This is a genomic window from Leptolyngbya sp. FACHB-711 (assembly GCF_014695615.1).
Taxonomy (GTDB): Bacteria; Cyanobacteriota; Cyanobacteriia; order Elainellales; family Elainellaceae; genus Leptolyngbya_A.
On sequence record NZ_JACJOR010000360.1, the window covers coordinates 1 to 3,316 of the forward strand.

At 47.6% G+C, this 3,316-nt stretch carries 3 protein-coding genes and 1 pseudogene; all 4 read left to right on the forward strand.

Features of this window, described 5'->3' with window-relative positions:
- The first annotated feature begins 381 nt into the window (after nucleotides 1-381).
- Nucleotides 382-609 carry a hypothetical protein gene (locus H6F80_RS29175; RefSeq protein ID WP_199296594.1) on the forward strand — a complete coding sequence of 76 codons (228 nt, stop codon included), beginning with the start codon at nucleotides 382-384 and terminating at the stop codon, nucleotides 607-609.
- Nucleotides 610-1,145: 536 nt separating this feature from the next.
- Entirely contained in the window at nucleotides 1,146-1,844 is a 699-nt protein-coding gene (locus H6F80_RS14890; RefSeq protein ID WP_190792314.1) for a 2OG-Fe dioxygenase family protein, read from the forward strand.
- A 177-nt stretch (nucleotides 1,845-2,021) separates the two neighbouring features.
- A complete protein-coding gene (locus H6F80_RS14895) occupies nucleotides 2,022-2,975 on the forward strand; it encodes an NAD-dependent epimerase/dehydratase family protein (protein WP_190792315.1) in 954 nt (317 codons plus the stop codon).
- 35 nt (nucleotides 2,976-3,010) lie between these two features.
- Nucleotides 3,011-3,316, forward strand: a pseudogene (locus H6F80_RS14900) (hypothetical protein); the annotation flags it as partial.

The window sequence follows — 3,316 nt, forward strand, 5'->3', positions numbered from 1 at the left end:
AGCATAAATCCCTTTTGCCGACCAATTCGCTGCATTAAAAGAGAAGCCGGGATCGTGCCGATCATGGTGGCAATTTGAAGGAGAGCCAGTGGCAATGTGACAAGGGATTTGTCTGAGGCGATCGATTGTCCGATCAGGGCGGAAGTGATAAAGAGAATCGTACTGCCTGTCATTGCTAGGGTCTGACAAAGAGCAAGTAGAAGAACAGTGCGATTGGCTGGGTTAAACATGATGGAAGGCGTGGAGGGTAACGAGACTGGGAAGCGATAGGATAGTAGAGTCGATCGGGAAAGCAGGCTACGATCGGCATTTTGACGAAAATGAAACCGCTATTCTAAGATCGTTCAGCGATTACATCAATCAAATTTATACACAGAATGAGTGCAAGTTGTTCATGTTCACCAGGGTGAATCGCTCATTATGAAGCGCGAGGTGAACATGGCAATTTGGGTTGCCAGCCTGAGTGAAACCTGGGTTGGCATTGAAAAAACGCCCAGCGTAATGGGGGTGATGCCTGTATTCGTCAAACTCGCATTCTGGTTTGGCTACTGGTCAGCCTACGAACCGGGAGCGATCGAAGCCGACCTGCTCAAGAACTCTGGCAACTAGAATCATGCCGTTTTCCAGAATCGGCTGTCTTAGTCACACTGGAATCTGACGTTACCCCGACTACAACCAATTGATGAAAACCGGCCTCTAACCGATTGGGGATCGACGATCGACAGAAATCTAATTACAATAATCAGTATTGGACTGGTACAGCTAAACTCTCTTCTTTAAGTAAAAGCCAACATCAGGGAGAGCTGACATCAGGAAGAGTCAACAAAGGAAGAGTCAACAAAGGAAGAGTTGGCATTAAGAGCTAAGGTTGCCTCTTGCATCGTTCAACTTGTTCGGCTCAATGCGAACAAAATAATTCAAACAAAACTGTTTAGGGTACCACTACAAGATCGCTACAAACCTTTATAAACCTTATTGGTTGCCTTTCGAGAAAAATTCTTTAGAGCTTGATCGGTTCTATCTTTTTTTCATTCATTTCTCAATCATTCCATTCATTTTTCAATCATTCACTGTATTCGCCTACTTTTGTCAATGGCAGATCATTTTGCTGCCGCAATTGTATTTAAGCAAGGCAGTTGAATCCAATGTTAAATCTCTCTAAGCCTCAAGAATTTATTAAGCCAGAAGCAAACTGTCTGGCAAGCTATGTGCTGGAAATGTTAACGGCGATTGATGTCGAGCAGCTCCAGCCTTCTTTCGCTCATTTACCTGCCGATCCTTACCTGGAGGGCGGGTATCGGTTCCGGCGACTTTCGCACTTCAAGATCGATGGCGATCGCTTAATTCAGCAGCCCCATCGTCGTCTATTTCAGAGTCGGCAGTATAACCCACTCCTGGGGGACGTGGTTCGAGAGTATGCCGAGCTAGAGGATGAACTGATTCAGCAGGAAGTCTTTCAGCGATTAGTTTGGGAATTTTACCAGTTCTGCCAGCTTTGCTCGCCCTACAAAGAGATTGGCGTGCATCAGATTCGGACGGTCGCATCGGCTCAAAAGATGGGCAATCCTGCGCCTGAAGGCATTCATCGGGATGGGGTGGATCTGGTTGGCATTTTCTCGGTCGATCGCCACGACATTGACGGTGCGGAAACCCATCTTTATCCCAGCAAAGAGGGCAAACAACCTGTATTGAGTAAAGTGTTGTATCCGGGAGAATTTCTGGTGTTTAAGGACGATCAATATTTTCACTACACCTCCCCAGTGAAGGCGATCGGTTTTGGTCAGGGCACTAGAGATGTCTTTGTGTTGACCTGCCCAGGGCTGTTCCCACCGAATGAGGAATAGGGGAAAGGATTCATGACGATGCTAGATCTAAATTGGATTCGTGCCCAGTTCCCTGCTCTGCACCAGGAGATAAACCGCCATCCTGTAGTTTTTCTGGATCGCCAGAGGAAGTTTATCGTCTGTTACACACGCTGCATGAGCTAGCAACGCATCCGGTTGCAGCAGGAGGTTCGACCGATGAACAAAATTCTAGTCACAGGTGCGAGGGGACAGCTTGGCAGCGATTTAGTAACTGCCTTATGCCAGCAATATGGAGCAACCAACGTGATTGAAAGCGGTTGGAGAGCCCCCTCTGATCGCTCCAGTTCCTTTGCCTTTGAGGTTTTAGATGTTACCGATCAAGGTCAGCTGCAAAAGCTAATTGAACATTATCACATTGATACTGTTTATCATTTGGCAGCGATATTATCTGCGAAAGGAGAACAATTTCCCGATCGATGCTGGGATGTTAACGTGAACGGACTGCGGCATGTTCTGGAGGCTGCACAACGATTCAATCTGCAAGTCTTTTTTCCCAGTTCGATCGCAGTTTTTGGACCCCATACACCCAAACTCGATACGCCCCAGGTCACTGTGGAAGATCCAACCACCATGTACGGCATTACAAAGGCGACGGGAGAATTCCTGTGCCACTACTATGCCCACCGCTACGGGGTTGATGTACGGAGTCTGCGCTTACCCGGCATCATCAGCTATAGTGCTCCTCCAGGCGGGGGAACTACGGACTTTGCGGTCGAAATGTTCCAGGCAGCCCTGCGCTCGGAAACCTACACCTGCTTTGTTCGTCCGGAGACGCGCCTCCCCATGATGTATATCTCTGACGCGATTCGTGCCATTTTAGGCATTATGCAAGCAGACTCCAACGCTATTAAAATCCGGTCGAGCTATAACGTGACCGCGATCAGTTTTTCTGCCGCAGAACTGGTTGCTGAAATTCAAACCCACTTGCCCCACTTTACCTGTCGTTACGTTCCCGACTTTCGGCAAACGATCGCCGATTCCTGGCCCTCCGTGATTGATGATTCAAAAGCGCGAGCTGATTGGGGTTGGCAGCATCAGTATGATTTAGCCGCGATCGTGACCGAGATGCTGGAGAAACTACGTGCCCACAGTCAGAATACCCAGAGTTAGGATGCTTAGAGCCAAAAAACAGGAGTTCTGCGATCATGAACAAAACTGCCGTAAATAAAACTGCACTTTCCTTTTTTGGTACGTCTCTTGATGAAATTCAGCGAGCAAATCTGGCAAAGGAAGAACGTCTCTTAACCACTCCTCAGGATGCCGAAATCAGAATTGAGGGCGATCGGACGGTACTCAATTTCTGTGCAAATAATTATTTGGGACTTGCCAATCACCCGGAAATTATTGCAGCAGCCCATAGAGGACTCGATGAGTATGGGTTTGGTTTAGCATCTGGTCGGTTTATTTGTGGCACTCAAACCATTCATAAGCAATTGGAGGCAAAAATTTCC